We start from the raw sequence: 16,594 nt of genomic DNA, 5'->3' as shown, positions 1-16,594 counted from the left end.
AAAAGTGGGAACCGGTTTTCCGAACAGATCATGCTCACAACGAATAGAAGCAAGCCATGAACTACGGTATCGCGTTCACACCGCTGGTTCCCTCGATCGTGCTGTGGATCGCGCTCGGCGCGATCGTCGTCATCGCGGCACTGCTGTTGCTGTCACGCGCGCGCGGCGCCGCGGTGCGTGTCGCCGCGCTGGCGCTGATCCTGCTCGCATTGGCCAATCCCTCCTTCACCCGCGAGGACCGCGAACCGTTGACCTCGGTCGCCGCCGTGGTGATCGACAAGAGCCCGAGCCAGAATTTCGGCACGCGCAACCAGGAGACCGACAAGGCGCGGCAGGCGCTGGTCGACAGCCTGAAGCAGATCAAGGGCCTCGAGGTCCGGGTCGTCGAGGCCGGCCAGGCCGACGGCGAAACCGACGGCACCAAGCTGTTCGGCGCGCTGACGTCGGCGCTGTCGGATGTTCCGGTCGAGCGCGTCGCCGGCGCGTTCATGATCACCGACGGCCGCGTGCACGATATTCCCGCCAACGCCCAGGCGCTCGGCTTCCAGGCACCGGTGCACGCCTTGATCACCGGCCGCAAGGACGAGCGCGACCGCCGCATCGCGATCACGGCGGCGCCGCGCTTCGGCATCGTCGGCCAGACCCAGACCATCACCTACCGGCTCGACGACCAGGGCGTCACCGGCGAGCGCGCCAAGGTCACGATCCGCCGCGACGGCGAGGTGATCAACGAGCGCACGCTGAGCAGCGGCCAGACCTCGAGTGTCGACATCGACATCAAGCATGCCGGGCCCAACATCGTCGAGATCGAGGCTTCGCCGCTCGAGAACGAGCTGACGCCGGTCAACAACCGCGCCGTGGTTGCGATCGACGGCGTGCGCGACAAGCTACGCGTGCTGCTGGTATCCGGCGAACCGCATGCCGGCGAGCGCACCTGGCGCAATCTCTTGAAGTCCGACCCCAGCGTCGATCTCGTCCACTTCACCATCCTGCGTCCGCCGGAGAAGCAGGACGGCACGCCGATCAACGAGCTGTCGCTGATCGCGTTTCCGACCCGTGAGCTGTTCCAGCAGAAGATCAACGAATTCCAGCTGATCATCTTCGACCGCTACGCCCGCCAGGGCGTGCTGCCGATCGCCTATTTCGACAACATCGCGCGCTATGTCCGCTCCGGCGGCGCGGTGCTGGTCTCGGCCGGTCCCGATTACGCCTCGACCACCAGCATCTGGCGCACGCCGCTGGATTCGGTGCTGCCGGCCGAGCCGGTCGGCGTGACCGAGAAGCCGTTCTACGCGCATCTGAGCGATGCCGGGAAACGCCATCCGGTGACACGCGGGCTGGAGGGCTCGAATGCCGAGCCGCCGCATTGGAGCCGGTTCTTCCGCACCGTCGACACCCGCAACGCGATCAACCCGCCGGTCATGACCGGCGCCGACGGCAAGCCGCTGCTGCTGCTGTCGCGGTTCGGCGAGGGTCGGGTCGCGCTGCTGCTCTCCGACCAGATCTGGCTGTGGGCGCGCGGCTATGAAGGCGGCGGACCGCATCTCGATCTGCTGCGGCGGGTGTCGCACTGGCTGATGAAGCAGCCCGACCTCGACGAAGAGGCGCTGCGCATGCAGGTGCAGGGCAAGGATCTCATGGTGGTGCGGCAGACCATGGCCGACACCGTCGCGCCGGTCACCGTCACGTCGCCGAGCGGCGCCACGCATGAACTGACCTTGACCGCAGGCGATCCCGGCGAGTGGCGCGCCACGTTGCCCGCGAGCGAGCTCGGTCTGTGGCAGGCCACCGACGGCACGCTGAAGGCGCTGATCAATGTCGGCCCGACCAACCCGAAGGAATTCTCGGAAGTCACCTCGACCACCGACATGCTGAAGCCGCTGGCGCAGGCGACCGGCGGCGACGCACGGCGCATCGTCGACGGATCGAGCCTCGACATGCCGCGCATCGTACCGGTGCGCGCGTCGACGATCTTCCGCGGCGACGGCTGGCTCGGCGTCAAGATGCGCGACGCCAGCGTGGTCAAGGGCGTCGGCGTGCTGCCGATGTTCGCCGGCCTGGTCGGCCTGCTGCTGTTGCTCGGCGCATTCGCGGCAACCTGGCTGCGTGAGGGACGCTGAGCCCGGTTGGGCTGGCGTCTGCGTTGCGGCAAACACACACCGGCAACACATCGACACAGTGTGTCTGAACGTTGGTTGACATCGCATCCGCCATCCGATGTTATAATGTAACATCGGGACCGCCGGGGTTTTCGCGCGCTCCCGACTGGGTGGGCGCTATCGCATGAAGTGGTTCCGGAGACGCATCAAGACTGGCTCGCGGCTGGCACTGTTCGCGCTCGCCGTCCAGTTCGTGCTGTCGTTCGGGCACTTCCACCCCATTGCGGCCGCGCAAGCGGCGCCCGCGGTCCAGACCGGCCTGTCGCTACTCGATCTCGCCTACATCGGGACCTCGGCGACGCCGGACCTCGCGGTCCAGGTGACCGGGACCGCGCCGCCCGCCAAGCATGACAACGGCCGGGATCCGGCGGATCATTGCGCGATCTGCACCGTCATCTCGCTCGCGAGCAGCATGCTGTTTACGGCGCCGCCGGTGCTGTTGCTGCCGGAAGCCGTCGAGCTTCTGTTCCGCACCACCAATGCCGAATTCGTCCATCTGAAATCGGCACCTACGGCCTTCCACTCCCGCGCACCTCCCCTGTCCTGACATCGACTGATTGCTGCACGCCCTGAGCGGGCGGCCGCGTCACAGACGCAGCCTGCTTCCCGCGGGGCAAATCGGAATCGATCCGTCATTACGACGGGGCTGGATCGGGACAATGACACTTCACAGGACACGAGCATTCCACATCGGGGGCGCGAGTTGGCTATTGCTGGCCGCGATGCATAGCGGCGCACTGGCCGACGACACGCCGACACAACTCCCTGACATCACCGTGACGGCACCAAGCCCGATCCAGCGCCACCGCACCACGCCAACGCGCTCCCCGACCCACGTGGTCCGGGCCGCACCTAGCCGCAACCGCGAACGCGCCGCCGCCGCACAACCTGCGCCCGCCGCACCGGCGCCGGCACCGCAGCAGGGCGTGCTCCCCATCGTCACCGACCAGTTCGCAACCGTCACCGTGATCCCGAACGAGGAACTGCGACGCTCCGGCGCTGCCACGCTCGGCGACCTCTTGTTCTCGAAGCCCGGTATCACCGGCTCGAGTTTTGCCCCCGGCGCGTCGAGCCGGCCGATCATCCGCGGCCTCGACGTCAACCGCGTCGGCATCGTCGAGAATGGACTCGGCGGCGGCGGTGCCTCCGATCTCGGCGAAGATCATTTCGTCCCGATCGATCCGTTCTCGACCAACCAGGTCGAGGTGGTGCGGGGACCTGCCGCGCTGCGCTATGGCTCGACCTCGATCGGCGGCGTGGTCAGCGCCACCAACAATAGGATCCCCGACGCAATGCCGACCTGTGCGGCAGCGCCGTTCCAGACCTACGGGCTGCCGGTGAAGGCGCCGCTGGCCGGTGCCGGCAGTCCGGGTTGCCTCAATGTCGAGACCCGTACCTCAATCAGTTCGGTCAATCGCGGCGTCGATGGCGGCATGCTGCTCGACGCCGGCGGCAATAACGTCGCGGTGCATGCCGACGTCTATGGCCGCACCACCAGCGACTACAGCATCCCGAGCTATCCGTATCTGTTCGACCAGACGCGACCGGTGAACGGCCGCCAGCCGAACTCCGCGACACAGTCGGACGGCGCCTCGGTCGGCGCCTCCTATTTCTTCCAGGGCGGCTATATCGGCGCAGCGATCACCCAGAACGATTCGCTGTACCACATCCCCGGGATCGACGGCGCCGATCACCAGACCCGGATCGACGCGCACCAGACCAAGATCGCGGTCAAGGGCGAGTACCGTCCCGATGCGGCTGCGATCGACGCCGTGCGGTTCTGGGTCGGCGCGACCGACTATCGCCACAACGAGCTCGGGCTTGCTGTCCCTGCCGATCTGTCGACCGACGGCGTGCGGCAGACTTTTACCAACAAAGAGCAGGAAGCCCGGCTCGAAGTGCAAATGATGCCATTCAACGCGCGCTTCGCGGCCGTGACGACGGCGTTCGGCCTGCAGGCCGGCCATCAGGAATTGACCGCCCCAAGTCCGGACGATCCAGGCAGCCCGCTCAACGGATTGTGGGACCCTAACAACAACAACAGGGTCGCCGGTTACGTCTTCAACGAGCTGAAATTCAGCGAGACCACCAAGGCGCAGATCGCCGCACGCATCGAGCACATTAACCTCTCCGGGACAACGCCGGCATTCATACCTGACGTGTTCGACGTCAACATCGACCCTGCCAGTATTGGTCCAGCCACGCCGCGCAATGTGCACTTCACGCCGAAAAGTGCGAGCATTGGCCTGATCCAGAACCTGCCGTGGGATCTGGTTGCGAGCATTACCGGTCAGTACGTCGAACGCGCGCCGAAACCGGCGGAGCTGTTTTCACGCGGCGCCCATGATGCGACCGCCACCTTTGACATCGGCAATCCCAATCTCGGCATCGAGACGGCAAAATCGATCGAGGTCGGACTACGCCGGGCGACGGGGCCGTTGCGATTCGAACTCACCGGCTACTACACGAAGTTCAACGGCTTTATCTACCGCCAATTGACTGGCAACACGTGCGACAGTGCGGCTTGCGTGGACATAGCCAATCCAGACCAGCTTGAGCTGAACCAGGCGAGATACGCGCAGCGCGATGCCATCTTCCGCGGCGCCGAATTCCAGAGCCAGCTCGACATCGGCCCGCTCAACGGCGGCATCTGGGGCATCGAGAACCAGTTCGACGTGGTGCGCGCCACCTTCACCGACGGCAGCAACGTGCCGCGGATTCCGCCGGTGCGGCTTGGCGGCGGCGTCTACTGGCGCGACAGCAACTGGTTCACCCGGATCAACCTGGTGCACGCGTTTGCGCAGAACGACATCGCGGTCATCGGCGAGACCCCGACCGCGGGATACAACCTGCTGAACGCGGAGATCACCTACAACACCAAGCTGAATTCGTCCTGGATCGGCGCGCGCGAGATGACGCTGGGCCTGGTCGGCAACAATCTGCTGAACCAGAACATCCGCAACTCGGTGTCCTACACCAAGGACGAGGTGCTGATGCCGGGCCTTGGCGTGCGGGCCTTCGCCAATCTGAAGTTCTGAGACACGTATCCCTCTGCCGCACGCGGCAGAGGGATCGATGCTCTAACCCCTGCGCGGTCAGTGGCCGACGACGACTTCGCTGATCTGAATCACCGGCTGCAGATCGGTGTAATTCGGAATGTCACCCATGATCTCCTGGGCGTGCTTGCCCATACCGGCCGCGAAGGCCTCAACCGAGTCGCAGAAGATGTGGCACATTCCGACATAGGTTGCGGGCGTCCCCGGTGCGCCGCCGGCGAGACCCTTGTCGACGGTGTAGTATTTGCAGGCGTCGCCGAGGCGCGCCTTCACCAGCGGCATGTGCTTGTCGCGATAATAGTCGTGATCAAAGCGTGCGCCTGGATTGTTCGGATACATCACACTGACCTTGATCATGACGCGCACTCTCCCTGTTGATTTGACATGCGCCGGTCTTGTCCCGGCGCTTGCCTCAACTGTGCTTCAGTTTCCGACAGCGCGCAACCGTTCCGGGCGACGCTCGCGCGGATGTCAGATCGCCTTGCTCCAGTCCGGCTGGATCGGCCCGGATACGCCCTCGGCAGCGCCGTCGACCAGTTCCATGACAAGCAGGCGACTGTAGTCGACCGGGCCGGGCATCGTCATCCGTCCCTTCGGGACCGGCTTGAAGCCAACCCGCGAATAATACGGCGCGTCACCGACCAGCACGATGAGCCGATGGCGCTTGGCGCGGGCGTCGTTGATCGCACGCTCGAGCAGCGCGCGGCCGACGCCGCGGCTGCGGAACGGCGGCTCGACCGTCAACGGCCCGAGCATCAGGGCCGGCGTATCGCCGATCGTGACCGGGAGTTGACGCACCGAACCGACCAGCAGCGTGCCGATCCGCGCCGTGAAGGAAACATCGAGCAGATGATCGACATGCTCGCGCAACCGGTAGGCGCTGAGCGCGAAGCGGCCGGGCCCGAAGGTGCGCTCATGCAGGCGCTCGATCGCCTGGGCGTCTTTCGGGGTCTCGGGCAGGATGGTCAGGGACAGTTCTGTCATTGTGGAGCGCGGAATAGCATCTGGCGCGGGCGCGGTCCATCACCGCCATGTCGCCGGCGGCGGCTTGCCCTCGAGCACCTCCGCGATCCGCAGCCGCGTACCGGGAGTGGTGTCATCGGGCAGATCAGCCGGGTCGAAAAAGCCGCAGGCCACGATCTCGCGATTCGGCTTCGGCAGCCGGTCCTGCCGGTAGTTCCTGACGACATAGACCGCGACATGATCGCGCGGCGAGACGTGGCTGTTGTGGAAGATGCCGTGCAATACCGGCGTGCCGTCGAGCTCGATCCGCCCTTCCTCCTCGAGCTCGCGCCGCAGCGCTTCGATAAAACTTTCACCAACCTCGACCCCGCCTCCGGGCAGATACCAGCCCTGGACGTAGCTGTGCTTGACCAGGAACACCTTGTTGTTGGCGTCGAGCACCACGGCGCGGACCCCGAGCGTCATGCTGCGGGCCAGCCGCCAATAAAAATGAAACACCCACCTGATCTGCGGCTCGTAGCGCTTGCGTAAATCGAGCAGGACCGTCACTGAACCCTCGACATCATGGTGTTTGATCCGTGCTTTGATCCTTGCGCGCTTGCGCAGCTCTTGCCAATACAGGGCAGGACGTTCGGGATAGCACGACATGACCGGCTGCCGGCCACTTTTCACCGACAATCCGAAGGGAATCGCGTGATGGCGGTGTTCCGTCTCGCGCATCTGTCGGATCCGCATCTGCCGCCGCTGCCGGCGGCGCGGCTGCACGATCTCGCCGGCAAGCGCGCCTTCGGCTACCTGAACTGGACGCGCAACCGTCACAAATATCATCGCCGAGACGTGCTCGACACGCTGGTGTCGGACATGCAGGCACAGCAGCCGGACCACGTCGCCGTGACCGGCGATCTCGTCAACCTGGCGCTGGATGCCGAGTTCAATCCGGCCCGGCAATGGCTCGAGGGTGTCGGCAGCGCGGCCGACGTCACCGTGGTCCCCGGCAATCACGACGCCTATGTGCGCGCGACCCGGCATCACTTCGTCAGTCACTTCGGCGACTATCTGCGCGGCGACGCCGACGGCGCGGCGACGCATTTTCCGTTCGTGCGCCGCCGCGGGCCGGTGGCGCTGATCGGCGTCTCCTCGGCGGTGCCGACACCGCCGCTGATGGCGACCGGCTGGCTCGGCCATGCCCAACTCGGCGCGCTGGATACGATCCTCGCGCAGCTGTCGCGGGAGGAGGCCTTCCGTGTCCTCCTGGTGCATCACCCGCTCCACTCCGACGGGCGCGCCAAGCGGCTGACCGATTCGCATCAGCTGCTGGCGCTGCTCAAGCGGCACGGCGTCGAGCTGGTGCTGCATGGCCACGACCACATCCATTCGACGATGTGGTTCGACGGCCCCGAGCGGAAGATCCCCGCGATCGGCGTGCCGTCGGCATCGGCGCTGGCGCGCAAGCACTATCCGGCGGCGGCTTACAATCTGTTCTCGATCGAGCGCGACGGCAATGGTTGGCGCTGCGAGCAGACCGTGCGCGGCATCGGCGCTGACGACGGCATTCGCAAGCTGAAGCAAGTGCGGCTATCCTAATCGCCGCCCCCGCCGCCACACCCACCACCGCAGCCGCCTCCGCTGTCGCCGCTACCTCCATCACCGCCGCCGTGGCCACCTCCGTCGCCACCATGGCCGCCATGGCTTCCGTCACTGCCGGCATCGCCAAAACCCGCCGACGATCCATCGATCGACGAGTCGGCGAAATCGCCGCCGCAATAGGGACTGCTGCCACCGATGCCGCTGCGGCGCAGCGCCTCGCAGTCGGTGTGATAGATGAAGCCGTTCGCGATGCTGAGCTTGGCGTCGAGCGCGAACAACAGCGGCAGCCGTGTCGGCCTGACGGGATCGATGTTCTCGTACTTGCAGCAGTACCACCAGACCCGCCGCAGCCCTTCATTGCTCCGCCGCCGCTCCTTCACCAGCACGACCGCGGGCGTGTGATGCAGGAAACTGCCGAAGGCGCGGCGGCAGAACGCGTCGTATTCGCGGGTGTAGAGAATGAATTCGTGCCAGAGGTCGTCGGCCGCCTGCGACGGCATCGAGACGTAACGCTTGCCGCTCATCAGATAGGCGAGGAAGAACTGCCGCAGGCCGCGCGACACCAGCGCGCTGTCCTTGCGGGCGAAGCCGGGGTGATGCTTCTCGAGCCGGGCCAACAGGCCCGCCGGCCACTTGAAGGTGCGGATATATTCGGCGCGCCGCAGCGTCTGCCATTTGCCGAACAGCACGGCGCTGCCAACCACCGCGGCCGCCGCCAGGATGCCGAAAAATGCCGAGGCCGGAGTTACGACCACGGTGCCCCCCGCCTTTCCCTTATTTGAGCGTGATCTCTTTCGGAAAACCGCTTCGCACTTTTCCGGATCATGCTCTAAAAGTTCTGCAAGCTCGCCAGCAGCGCGAAGCCGAACAGCGCCAGCGCGCCCAGGACGAAGCCGAGCACGAACATGCCGATCCCGCCGCGGCGCTTCGGCGCCCCCACCGGCACGGGCGGCGGAGCCGGCGGCTCGGCAACCGGAAGCGGCGTTGCCACCATCGCATGCTCGCGTTCGATCATGCGCCGCGCGACATAGTCGGTGACCGCATCGACCATCACGGCCACGTCGTGCGATTCGGCAAGCACGATGCGGCCGAATCTCGTGTCCTGCACAAAGCGGTAGATGCGCTTGTCGCGGCCCATCAGCACATGCGCGACGACGTCAATCCAGAGCCGCGGCGTCTCGCCCTGGCTGATGCCGCGGTCGAACAGATCGACCTTCTCCGGCACCTGCGCAAACAAGGGATCGAGCGCGTCGTTGAGGATCTCGAGCCGAGCCACCTCGGCATCGCGCAACTCGACGACGACGCCGGTGCGATCGGCCGCCTCGATCCGCGCCCGCCGCAGCGCCTCTCGCAGCGTCGGCCGCATCTCGCGCGCCTCGCTGCTGGTGTTCTGCGGATCGGACATGCCTTACGGCCTCGTGATGACGGGTTGCCTTACCCATTAACCTATCAGCAACCATGACGTCCGCAAAGCACGTTGGTTCCCAAGCACTTAGGTGGCCACTTATCCCCAGATGATCCCGGCCCTGTCCCAAAAGCGGTCGACCCCACCCGGATGAACCGGATGGGGCCGCCGTCCTTGGACGTTTCTTGGCTCTGCTAATTTTGGTGTCAGGCCGAAACCCGCGACGGCTCCTCGACGATGGAGAAGCGCACGCCGGCCTTGTGGCGGCTCTCTTCCGAGACTTCCTTCCAGCACTCTTCGGCTTCCTTGCGGGTCTTGAACGGACCGCGGACCTGGGCGGAGCCTTCGACGAGCTTGTGGAAGTTCATCGAGCCGAACTCGCCGCCGATCACCCAGAAATTGCTGCCCTTGCTCATCGTCAGTCTCCTCTAAAAAATCCTGCTGCCCTTGCTCAGCCGCCTGAATTCTGTTCCCCGCGACCTGCTCGTCATATCGACATTCTTGACAGAGCATCGCGAAGCGCGTGTCAGGAGATAAACGCGAAAACCGGAAGTTCGTACAGTGCCTTGTTTTTTATTTGTGATGCCATGTAACATCTGAACTTGTAATAAATGTCGATTTGTAAATTTTGTCACAAAATGGGTCAGGAAAGCTGTCATGCCGGGCGAGTCCGGAAAGAAACTGTTCGTCGGTCCGCGCTTTCGGCGGATCCGCCAGCAATTGGGGCTGTCGCAGACCCAGATCGCCGAGGGGCTCGGCATCTCGCCCTCCTACATCAACCTGATCGAGCGCAACCAGCGCCCGGTGACGGCGCAGATCCTGCTGCGGCTGGCCGAGACCTACGACCTCGATCTGCGTGACCTCGCCACCGCAGACGAGGACCGCTTCTTCGCGGAACTCAACGAGATCTTCTCCGATCCCCTGTTCCGCCAGATCGACCTGCCGAAGCAGGAACTGCGCGACCTCGCCGAGCTGTGCCCCGGCGTGACGCATGCGTTGCAGCGGCTTTACGCCGCCTATACCGAGGCGCGCCGCGGCGAGACGCTGGTGGCGGCGCAGATGGCCGATCGCGAAGGCTCGCAGTTCGACGCCAACCCGATCGAGCGGGTACGCGACCTGATCGAGGCCAACCGCAACTATTTCCCGGAGCTCGAGACCGCGGCGGAAAATCTGCGCGACGAGCTCAACGTGCCGACCGAAGGCCTGTTCACGGCACTCGCCACGCGCTTGCGCGAAAAACATTCGATCGTCACCCGCGTCATGCCGGTCGACGTGATGCGCGAGACGCTGCGCCGTTTCGACCGCCATCGCCGTCAGCTCTTGATCTCCGAACTGGTCGACAGTGCCGGCCGCAGCTTCCAGCTCGCGCTGCAGATCGGCTTTGTCGAATGCGGCGCCGCGATCGACGCGATCGTCAGCCGCGCCGGTCCGCTCGACGACACCGCGCGCCGGCTGTACCGCATCACGCTCGCCAATTATTTCGCGGCGGCCGCGATGATGCCCTATCAGGCATTTCATTCCGCGGCCGAGGCCTTGAGCTACGACGTCCACGTGCTGGCGCAGCGCTTCAATGCCGGCTTCGAGCAGGTCTGCCACCGCCTCACCACGCTGCAGCGGCCGAACGCGCGCGGCGTGCCGTTCTTCCTGCTGCGCGTCGACAATGCCGGCAACGTGTCGAAGCGGTTTTCCTCCGGCACCTTCCCGTTCTCCAAATTCGGCGGCACCTGCCCGCTCTGGAACGTGCATTCGACCTTCGACATGCCCGACCGCCTGCTGAGCCAGGTGATCGAGCTGCCGGACGGCACGCGCTACTTCTCGATCGCGCAGACGGTGCGGCGGCCGGTGGCGCCCTATCCGCAGCCGCAGCCGCGTTTTGCGATCGGGCTCGGCTGCGAGATCCGTCATGCGGCCAAGCTCGTCTATGCGACCGGCATGGATCTGGAGAAGGTCGAGGGCACGCCGATCGGCGTCAACTGCCGGCTCTGCGAGCGCGAAAACTGCAGCCAGCGTGCCGAGCCGCCGATCACGCGCAGCCTGATCCTGGACGAGACCACGCGGCGGGTGTCGTCGTTCGCATTCTCGAATGCACGGGAGCTGTGACGCGACGCTACGTTCCCTGCAGGCGCAAGACTCAATCCACCGCTGCAAAGGCCTTGCACCAGCCGTCCTTGCTGATGGCACCCTCCACCACCTTGCAGCCGTCGGGCGCGACGAACAGCGTGCACAGCCCGCAGGAGTAGATGCCGTTCGGCGTGTCCCGATATTCGGCCTGCGGTTTGGTCATCTTGTCGGAAGCCGTCGCGGTTCGCAGCAGAAGTGTCGCGGGAATTCCTGCGATGGCGGCGCCGATGACGGCACGCCGTGAACGTCCGATCTGTTGTTTGGCCATGGTGTTCACCCCATGCGTCGTCCCGGCCTGGTGCGCGGTTGCGCACGGGGGCCGGGACCCATACTCCGCAGCAAGCATTGTAAATGGGACTCGTGGATTACGTATCGCACAACAACAGGCATTTGTGGTTATGGGTCCTGCTTTCGCAGGGACGACACCGAATTTGTTGCTCAGGGCTTTCGCAGATTGAGCGAGAAGCGCAGGTTGAGCGGCTGCAACATTTCGGGCGGCGGCGCCTCGCCGACATTGCCGCGCTTCAGGATGGTGCGCAGGTCCTCGGTCGCGCCGGCGTCATTGAGCGCCGGAAACGTGACGCGCTCGACGGTGCCGTCCGGATTGAGCCAGGCCCGCACCACGAGCGTCGGCGGCGGCCCGTTCTCCTTGCCGGAATGCTCGATGACCCAGTTGCGGAAGCGATTGGCAACCGTCTCGTCGGCCGCGATCCATTCCTCGAACCGGTATTTGACCAGCTTGGCAAACTGCGCCCATGACGGCGGCGCCTGTTCCGGATTGCGAAAGTTGGCGTCTTGAGCGTGGCCCGGCGCTGGGGACAGGATCAAGAGGCCGAACGAGAGCGCGAGCGTGCCCCGCAAGATGAGAATGGTTCTGGACAAGGGTTGACCGCGGACAGCCGGCTGACAGGACAACGCCAGAGTATTGGCGCTTGCAGCAACTAATCGTTCATTGTTGCAGGCATGTGACGCGTGCCGAGATGCTGGCGGCGCGATGCGCGCGGGAGGCGGTGCCGCTCATCTGCGGCCGGTCGTCCTCCTGGAAGCGTACGCCATGCGCGGCAAGAAAGGATTTGGCGTGCACGGCATCGACCGCCAGCACGCGATCGATCGTGGTCCTGCGGCTCACCACCCCTTCGACGAGGCCACGGGAATCCAGCACCGGCGCGCCGCTGGTGCCGAAGGTGACATTCGAGCGCAGCACAAGGTGCTCGGGATCGCGCAGGGTGGTATCGACGAACGCATTGCCGAGCGATCCGCCATCCGCGAGCATCGGCTTCAGGCGGTCATAGGCCTCGGCAAACACCATGTCGTTGGCGACGGACGTATTGGCGCGCGGGAAGACCGCTGCGAGACCCAATGTGCGCGGCACCTTGATCAATGCGATGTCGCTCGCGGCCAGCGCCACCACGCGCGCCGCGACGGCCCGCCCCTCCTTGCTGACGACGATGCGGGCGCAATCCGCGACCGCGTGACGCGCGGTCAGCATGTGGCCGAGATCGTCGACAAAGAATGCGGTGCCGTCGAGCCGCTGGCTGGCGGCCGGCGGACCAGTGACATCACGCGCCAGCGGCTTCGCAGCCTCCATCTGTCGCACCGGTTGAAACGGGGAGAATGGCACCTGCGCCGCCGCCCACTGCGGCGTGAAGCCAATCACGGCGCAGCCGATCGCAATACCGCAAGCCAGCCGAACCGTGCGTACAGGCAATTTCGCGCGCGCCGTCGACGCCGCACCCAACATCGAAACCAAGTGATGCACCTTCAGACCCCAACCCCGCAGACCCCAAGCCCGCCCTTCGACGCCGCCACGCAAATCACCGGCAACGTCTGTACATACACCGCACTCAAAGGCGGATGAAGAGGACTCGACGCAGGATGAGGCGCGCCGTGCTGAACGAGGCGGCGGACGTCATGCGACGGCACAACCGGCCGGGGCTTGCGAGCCGGCATGCGCGCGCGACATCCGCCCGAGCGACTGCCCATCCGTTGAACGCCCCGGATCGGCGGCACTCAACGGCCCTCGTCTCCACGCGGGACGCTGCGAAGCGCCGCCGCGCGCGAGTGACCGCGGTCGTCAGATCGATCTGCGCCGCGTTTCGTCGTCCGTGCCTGCTAGCTTCCCGGAGGCGAGTAGGCGGCCTTGAGCTTGCCCGCGTGCTGGCGCACCACCTTGATCTCATCCTGGGTGAACAGCCGGACCAGCCGCACATTCTGCATGGTGCCGGCCGCCAAGACCACGCCGCTGATCGCGGGTGCGACACTCGGATCGGGCACGTCGAAGATCACCATCACGCCGGGGCCATCGGCCGCCGTGCTGTACATCGAAATCAATTTGCCGCCGGCCGACTCGATCAACTTCCGCGCAGCCTCATATCGATTGGTCGTCGGATTCTCCATGATGCTGTTGAGAGCGCGCGGCGTATATTCACCCGAGAAGCAGAAATGCATGGCAATTGCTCCGATTGGCTGGAATGAAAAGGGCATGCACCCGGGCGCGGCCCGGGCAGAAGATTTCGGAATGAAAATGCAAGAGAAATGGCCTGCCGATGGCCAGTAACGCTGCCGCTCATTCTTCGGATTTCGGCGCGACCGATGGCAGCTTGCCGCACAAACTACATCAAATGCCGGACAAATGAAATCGCGTTCCTGAGCTGCGCGCCGGTCACCCCGAAGGTTTGTTGCGCACCGAAGGACAGCCTGCCTGACCTGAAGCAAGAGCAAGCGCGATCGATGGCCGCACGAGCTCGGGGACGCCGCCGCTTCCGATAGCTGCTGCCCCTGTCGCAAACCGGACACCGCAATGGCGCCGGTTCATATCATTTGAGCCATCGCAAACACTGTGATCGGTCACTTTGCTAGCAAGTGATACAATTACATCGTCGTGACACAATGATCGCACGGCGGCCACCCTTTCGCGGAGGTTTCAATGCACGGGTACATCTTGGGACTAACATCTGCGCTCATCCTGGCCTACGGTACCGTCGCTGCCTCGGCACAGGATCAGATGCACCGGCCGGACATCCAACAAATGCAATCGCATCCCATCGACCACGACGGCGCGGGCATGATGGGGCACGAAGGCATGATGGGTGGACACATGATGGGGCACGGCATGATGGCGTCACCTGTCATGATGCGCATGATGTTTGCGCTGATGGACGCCGACGGCGACGGGACCATTTCGCTGCAGGAGTTCCAGGCCGCTCACGAACGGATCTTCAAGGCAATGGACGCCAACAAAGACGGCAAGTTGACGCTGGAGGAGATGCAAGCGTTCATCCATGGCGCGCGGTGACCAGCTTGCCGCTGCGGCCATGAGCTGCGATCAGAACCGTGTCGTCCGACCAATGCATGTTCGCCGGCGGGCCATATCGCCTGCCGGTCCCGAGCGCGATTGAGCAGACGCAGGCCTCGGCCAAGCGCCGTCGCCCGCGATATCCGCGCGACCTCGCGTTACGCCGCCCGAATTCGCAAAATAATGCCCCGCTGGTGCGGGAGGACGCAATGAGTCTCGGCGCGATACCAATCCCGTGCTAAGGCTCCGCTGCGCTCATTGCCGAGCGTTTAGCCTGATTGGAATAGGGAGCTTTCCGATATGAATTTTCGTACATTGGGTTTCTCGATTGTTGGATTGTTTGCGGCAGTCTCTGCGGGCGCGGCCGCGGATACTCCGCCGAGCTATCAGGGCGATCCCGAAACCTACAAGGTGATCTTCGAGGATCAGAACTTCCGCGTCATTGCCGCGACCTGGAAGAAGGGCACGACGGACAAGCCGCATTCTCACCCGGTGCCGTTCGTGGTCTATCCGCTGACCGACTGTACCATTCGCCTGCACAATGCCGACGGGTCCACCCGCGACAGTCCCAGCAAGGCCGGCACGGCGTTTGCCGGGCCAATTGTGGTTTCCCATACCGCCGAGAACATCAGCAGTGCCGACTGCCAGGCGATCTTCGTCGAACGCAAGTAGCGGGGAATCGCCAGCGGAAGCCCGGCGGCAATCCGTCGGCCTGTCAATTGAAGGATTGACACACGACATTGATACACAGCGCTGCCGGCCAGGCTCGGCCGGCAGCGCTGCCCGTTCCCGATGCCCTTGATGCCGACCGGCGTCTTGCAACCAAGCTCGTTCTGCCTCAGTGTCCCGCGCCTCCCGTCAAGAACAAGAGAAAGAACACTCATGAAGCATCGCGCGCTCGGCCGCTCCGGCCTCACCGTCCCTCCCCTCTGCTTCGGCTGCAATGTGTTCGGCTGGACGGTGGACGAGGCGTCGTCGTTTCGCCTGCTCGACACCGTGCTGGAGCATGGACTGACGTTCCTCGATACGGCCGACGTCTATTCGCGCTGGGTGCCTGGCCATCAAGGCGGCGAGTCCGAGACGATCATCGGCAAATGGATGAAGGCGCGCGGCAACCGCAACCGCATCATCCTCGCCACCAAGGTCGGCATGGACATGGGAGGCGGCAATGTCGGGCTGAAGCCGGACTGCATCGCGCGCGCCGTCGAGGACTCGCTGCGGCGGCTGCAGACCGACACCATCGACCTCTACCAGTCCCACAAGGACGATGAGACCACCCCGCAGGAAGAGACGCTCGCGGCCTATGACAAATTGATCAAGGCCGGCAAGATCAGGGCGATCGGCGCCTCGAATTTCTCGGCGGAGCGGCTCAAGAGCGCGCTGGATATTTCCAAAGCCAACGGGCTGCCGCGCTACGAGAGCATGCAGCCGGAATACAGCCTGGCGGAGCGATCGAGCTACGAAGGCGCGCTGCAACGCATCTGTGTGGAGAACGACGTCGGCGTGATCACGTTCTTCTCCCTCGCCGCCGGATTCCTGACCGGCAAGTACCGCTCGGAGAGCGACTTCGCCAAGAGCCCGCGCGGCGCGCGCAGCATTCCGAAATACATGAACCCGCGCGGCAGGCGGATTCTCGCCGGTCTCGACGAGGTCGCCGCGGAAACCGGCGCCGAACTCGCAGCCGTCGCGCTCGCCTGGCTGATGGCCAAGCCCGGCATCACCGCACCGATTGCCAGCGCCACCAAGCCCGAGCAGGTCGCGACGCTTGTGGCTGCGGCGAGGCTCGAGCTGAGCAAGGGGCAGGTCGAGCGGCTGGACGCCGCGAGCGCGTAGCGGCGCGATTCACTTCACCTCGCCCCGCGTACGGGGAGAGGTCGGAACGCATCGTCAGATGCGGTCCGGGTGAGGGGGAGTCTCCGCAAATATAGCTATCACCGAATATGCGGAGACAGCCCCTCACCCCAACCCTCTCCCCGTAAGAACGGGGCGAGGGAGCACACCGCCTTGC

General features: G+C 64.8%; 18 protein-coding genes. 8 read left to right on the top strand and 10 right to left on the bottom strand.

Annotated elements, in window-relative coordinates; translation table 11 throughout:
- Window positions 1–56 precede the first annotated feature (56 nt).
- The 3 genes from AC066Y_RS24660 to AC066Y_RS24650 all read left to right on the top strand — a co-directional run bounded on the left by AC066Y_RS24660 (window position 57) and on the right by AC066Y_RS24650 (window position 5,197).
- Window positions 57–2,120, top strand: coding sequence for a hypothetical protein (locus AC066Y_RS24660; RefSeq protein WP_478276129.1), 2,064 nt, complete (start codon window positions 57–59; stop codon window positions 2,118–2,120).
- Window positions 2,121–2,283: 163 nt separating this feature from the next.
- Window positions 2,284–2,706, top strand: a complete 423-nt coding sequence (locus AC066Y_RS24655; protein WP_478276128.1) for a DUF2946 family protein — start codon at window positions 2,284–2,286, stop codon at window positions 2,704–2,706.
- Window positions 2,707–2,818: 112 nt separating this feature from the next.
- Complete coding sequence (locus tag AC066Y_RS24650; RefSeq protein WP_478276127.1) at window positions 2,819–5,197, top strand: TonB-dependent receptor; 2,379 nt, start codon at window positions 2,819–2,821, stop codon at window positions 5,195–5,197.
- Window positions 5,198–5,254: 57 nt separating this feature from the next.
- On the opposite strand, the gene AC066Y_RS24645 is transcribed toward AC066Y_RS24650, so the two are convergent.
- The 3 genes from AC066Y_RS24645 to AC066Y_RS24635 all read right to left on the bottom strand — a co-directional run bounded on the left by AC066Y_RS24645 (window position 5,255) and on the right by AC066Y_RS24635 (window position 6,727).
- Window positions 5,255–5,572 carry an EthD family reductase gene (locus AC066Y_RS24645; protein ID WP_029083699.1) on the bottom strand — a complete coding sequence of 106 codons (318 nt, stop codon included), beginning with the start codon at window positions 5,570–5,572 and terminating at the stop codon, window positions 5,255–5,257.
- Between the two features lie 114 nt (window positions 5,573–5,686).
- Window positions 5,687–6,199: a GNAT family N-acetyltransferase gene (locus AC066Y_RS24640; RefSeq protein WP_478276126.1), complete on the bottom strand. Its 513-nt coding sequence runs from the start codon at window positions 6,197–6,199 to the stop codon at window positions 5,687–5,689.
- A 39-nt stretch (window positions 6,200–6,238) separates the two neighbouring features.
- Entirely contained in the window at window positions 6,239–6,727 is a 489-nt protein-coding gene (locus AC066Y_RS24635) for an NUDIX domain-containing protein (RefSeq protein ID WP_478276125.1), read from the bottom strand.
- Between the two features lie 147 nt (window positions 6,728–6,874).
- Here AC066Y_RS24635 and AC066Y_RS24630 point away from each other — a divergent pair, with 147 nt between their 5' ends.
- Window positions 6,875–7,762 carry a metallophosphoesterase family protein gene (locus tag AC066Y_RS24630; protein ID WP_478276124.1) on the top strand — a complete coding sequence of 296 codons (888 nt, stop codon included), beginning with the start codon at window positions 6,875–6,877 and terminating at the stop codon, window positions 7,760–7,762.
- Here the strand turns inward: AC066Y_RS24630 and AC066Y_RS24625 are convergent.
- From AC066Y_RS24625 to AC066Y_RS24615, 3 genes are all read right to left on the bottom strand, one after another.
- Window positions 7,759–8,520 (bottom strand): glycine-rich domain-containing protein, encoded by a 762-nt coding sequence (locus AC066Y_RS24625; RefSeq protein WP_478276123.1) that lies wholly within the window; start codon window positions 8,518–8,520, stop codon window positions 7,759–7,761. The two genes, AC066Y_RS24630 and AC066Y_RS24625, sit on opposite strands and share 4 nt — an antisense overlap.
- A gap of 74 nt (window positions 8,521–8,594) precedes the next feature.
- Entirely contained in the window at window positions 8,595–9,170 is a 576-nt protein-coding gene (locus tag AC066Y_RS24620) for a hypothetical protein (RefSeq protein WP_478276122.1), read from the bottom strand.
- Between the two features lie 206 nt (window positions 9,171–9,376).
- Entirely contained in the window at window positions 9,377–9,586 is a 210-nt protein-coding gene (locus AC066Y_RS24615; RefSeq protein WP_016839740.1) for a DUF4170 domain-containing protein, read from the bottom strand.
- A 241-nt stretch (window positions 9,587–9,827) separates the two neighbouring features.
- On the opposite strand from AC066Y_RS24615, the gene AC066Y_RS24610 reads away from it, so the two are divergent.
- On the top strand, window positions 9,828–11,270 hold the full coding sequence (locus AC066Y_RS24610; protein ID WP_212315602.1) for a helix-turn-helix domain-containing protein: 1,443 nt from the start codon (window positions 9,828–9,830) through the stop codon (window positions 11,268–11,270).
- Between the two features lie 31 nt (window positions 11,271–11,301).
- On the opposite strand, the gene AC066Y_RS24605 is transcribed toward AC066Y_RS24610, so the two are convergent.
- From AC066Y_RS24605 to AC066Y_RS24590, 4 genes are all read right to left on the bottom strand, one after another.
- Entirely contained in the window at window positions 11,302–11,559 is a 258-nt protein-coding gene (locus AC066Y_RS24605) for a high-potential iron-sulfur protein (RefSeq protein WP_478276121.1), read from the bottom strand.
- A gap of 170 nt (window positions 11,560–11,729) precedes the next feature.
- Complete coding sequence (locus AC066Y_RS24600) at window positions 11,730–12,173, bottom strand: hypothetical protein (protein ID WP_478276120.1); 444 nt, start codon at window positions 12,171–12,173, stop codon at window positions 11,730–11,732.
- Between the two features lie 67 nt (window positions 12,174–12,240).
- A complete protein-coding gene (locus AC066Y_RS24595; RefSeq protein WP_478276155.1) occupies window positions 12,241–13,032 on the bottom strand; it encodes a S1 family peptidase in 792 nt (263 codons plus the stop codon).
- 371 nt (window positions 13,033–13,403) lie between these two features.
- Entirely contained in the window at window positions 13,404–13,739 is a 336-nt protein-coding gene (locus AC066Y_RS24590) for a GYD domain-containing protein (RefSeq protein WP_456758294.1), read from the bottom strand.
- Between the two features lie 478 nt (window positions 13,740–14,217).
- Between AC066Y_RS24590 and AC066Y_RS24585 the strand changes: the two genes are divergently transcribed.
- From AC066Y_RS24585 to AC066Y_RS24575, 3 genes are all read left to right on the top strand, one after another.
- Window positions 14,218–14,586 (top strand): EF-hand domain-containing protein, encoded by a 369-nt coding sequence (locus AC066Y_RS24585; RefSeq protein WP_456758295.1) that lies wholly within the window; start codon window positions 14,218–14,220, stop codon window positions 14,584–14,586.
- Window positions 14,587–14,886: 300 nt separating this feature from the next.
- Entirely contained in the window at window positions 14,887–15,258 is a 372-nt protein-coding gene (locus AC066Y_RS24580; protein WP_478276119.1) for a cupin domain-containing protein, read from the top strand.
- Between the two features lie 210 nt (window positions 15,259–15,468).
- The gene (locus AC066Y_RS24575) at window positions 15,469–16,419 is read left to right on the top strand and encodes an aldo/keto reductase (RefSeq protein WP_478276118.1); all 951 of its coding nucleotides are present in this window, start codon (window positions 15,469–15,471) and stop codon (window positions 16,417–16,419) included.
- The last annotated feature ends 175 nt before the right edge of the window (window positions 16,420–16,594 follow it).

The sequence above is a fragment of the Bradyrhizobium sp. USDA3010 genome (genome assembly GCF_056429065.1).
This window is presented reverse-complemented; position numbering and strand designations above follow the sequence as displayed.

Coding starts and splice junctions, on each gene's coding strand:
- AC066Y_RS24660 (WP_478276129.1), top strand. CDS start 57: ATGAACTACGGTATCGCGTTCACACCGCTGGTTCCCTCGATCGTGCTG.
- AC066Y_RS24630 (WP_478276124.1), top strand. CDS start 6,875: ATGGCGGTGTTCCGTCTCGCGCATCTGTCGGATCCGCATCTGCCGCCG.
- AC066Y_RS24615 (WP_016839740.1), bottom strand. CDS start 9,586: ATGAGCAAGGGCAGCAATTTCTGGGTGATCGGCGGCGAGTTCGGCTCG.
- AC066Y_RS24655 (WP_478276128.1), top strand. CDS start 2,284: ATGAAGTGGTTCCGGAGACGCATCAAGACTGGCTCGCGGCTGGCACTG.
- AC066Y_RS24620 (WP_478276122.1), bottom strand. CDS start 9,170: ATGTCCGATCCGCAGAACACCAGCAGCGAGGCGCGCGAGATGCGGCCG.
- AC066Y_RS24590 (WP_456758294.1), bottom strand. CDS start 13,739: ATGCATTTCTGCTTCTCGGGTGAATATACGCCGCGCGCTCTCAACAGC.
- AC066Y_RS24575 (WP_478276118.1), top strand. CDS start 15,469: ATGAAGCATCGCGCGCTCGGCCGCTCCGGCCTCACCGTCCCTCCCCTC.
- AC066Y_RS24585 (WP_456758295.1), top strand. CDS start 14,218: ATGCACGGGTACATCTTGGGACTAACATCTGCGCTCATCCTGGCCTAC.
- AC066Y_RS24640 (WP_478276126.1), bottom strand. CDS start 6,199: ATGACAGAACTGTCCCTGACCATCCTGCCCGAGACCCCGAAAGACGCC.
- AC066Y_RS24605 (WP_478276121.1), bottom strand. CDS start 11,559: ATGGCCAAACAACAGATCGGACGTTCACGGCGTGCCGTCATCGGCGCC.
- AC066Y_RS24650 (WP_478276127.1), top strand. CDS start 2,819: ATGACACTTCACAGGACACGAGCATTCCACATCGGGGGCGCGAGTTGG.
- AC066Y_RS24580 (WP_478276119.1), top strand. CDS start 14,887: ATGAATTTTCGTACATTGGGTTTCTCGATTGTTGGATTGTTTGCGGCA.
- AC066Y_RS24595 (WP_478276155.1), bottom strand. CDS start 13,032: ATGTTGGGTGCGGCGTCGACGGCGCGCGCGAAATTGCCTGTACGCACG.
- AC066Y_RS24645 (WP_029083699.1), bottom strand. CDS start 5,572: ATGATCAAGGTCAGTGTGATGTATCCGAACAATCCAGGCGCACGCTTT.
- AC066Y_RS24610 (WP_212315602.1), top strand. CDS start 9,828: ATGCCGGGCGAGTCCGGAAAGAAACTGTTCGTCGGTCCGCGCTTTCGG.